Genomic DNA, 1266 nt, shown 5'->3' with positions numbered 1-1266 from the left:
CTTCTCATAACCATAAAACATCTCAGACTTAAGAATTCCAAAGAAGGATTCCATCATACCGTTGTCTGGACTATTGCCTTTACGTGACATAGAGGGTTGGATTCCTTTCTCCTCTAAAAAATGATGATAGAAATCATGTTGATATTGCCATCCCTGATCACTGTGTAGAATAGTTTTCTCATAGTACTTCTCTGTAAAGGCTTGTTCCAACATCATTTTTACTTGTGCTAAGTTGGGCGAAGTAGAAAGATTATAGGCGATAATTTCACTGTTAAAACCATCTAAAACTGGTGATAAATAGAGTTTTTGGCTGCTTGCTGGAATGGCAAATTCTGTCACATCTGTGTAGCACTTTTCCATTGGTTTTGAAGCTTCAAACTGGCGTTGAATAAGGTTGTCGGCTTTCTTACCAATATCTCCTTTGTGAGAAGAATACTTGCGTTTCTGCCGGATTCTAGCTTGTAAATTGAGTACATTCATCAACCGCTGAACCCTCTTATGATTGACCAAAAAGCCACGATTTCTTAATTCTAAATGTATCCGACGATAACCATAATTTCCCTTGTGTTCGGTAAAAATAGATTGGATTTCAGCTTTAAGCCCTTTATTCTTATCTGGTTTGTCTAGCTGTTTCAAGTGATAATAGTAGGTCGAACGAGCGAGTTTAATGGTTTTTAGAAGAATATCTAACGAAAACTCAGTGATTAATTCTTGAACAATTTCTGTCTTTCTTCTTTCTCTTTTTCCTCCTTCAATCGGAGTTCTCTCAACTTTTTTAGAATAGCATTCTCCGCTCTCAGATATTCATTTTCTGCTTGAAGACGCTCTAACTCTGTCATTTCTTCAGGTTTCTTCTTTGGTTTGCGTCCCATTTTAGGTATCCTTCCTCTTGTTTTCTCAACAATAGTATACCCATTTTTCTTGTATTGTGCCAGCCAATTTGGAAGCATTCCTTGGGTTGGGAGCGCATAATCAAGGCTTACACTTCTTTGTGAACGACCTTCAATTAAGACTTTATCAATAATCTCTTGTTTTAGTTTGGGAGAGTAATACTGATTCTTCCTTTTTCTAACGACCTCTATTCCATAGCGTTCAATCAATTTAATCATGTACTGAAGATTAGAAATCTTTATCCCAAATTGATTTGAAAGTTGGTTGAAGCTTTGACCTTGCTTTCTAAGTTCATAGATCTGAACCTTATCCTCATATGTTAATTTCATAATAAAAACACCCCAAAAGTTAGATTTTTCTGTCTAACTTTTGGGG

1 protein-coding gene is annotated in these 1266 nt (G+C 36.2%); it reads right to left on the bottom strand.

The genetic code is table 11. From position 1 onward, the window contains the following. A protein-coding gene (locus STRDD10_RS10650; protein WP_156468656.1) for an IS3 family transposase occupies nt 1-1220 on the bottom strand; the annotation gives its coding sequence in 2 pieces (ribosomal slippage) (nt 1-779 and nt 779-1220; 1221 coding nt annotated over the 2 pieces). This gene is flagged as partial in the annotation. Nucleotides 1221-1266: the final 46 nt, after the last annotated feature.

The sequence above is a fragment of the Streptococcus sp. DD10 genome, assembly GCF_001578805.1.
Lineage (GTDB): Bacteria > Bacillota > Bacilli > Lactobacillales > Streptococcaceae > Streptococcus.
Note: the sequence above shows the minus strand (reverse complement) of the source record. Positions and strands in the feature narration are given on the sequence as shown.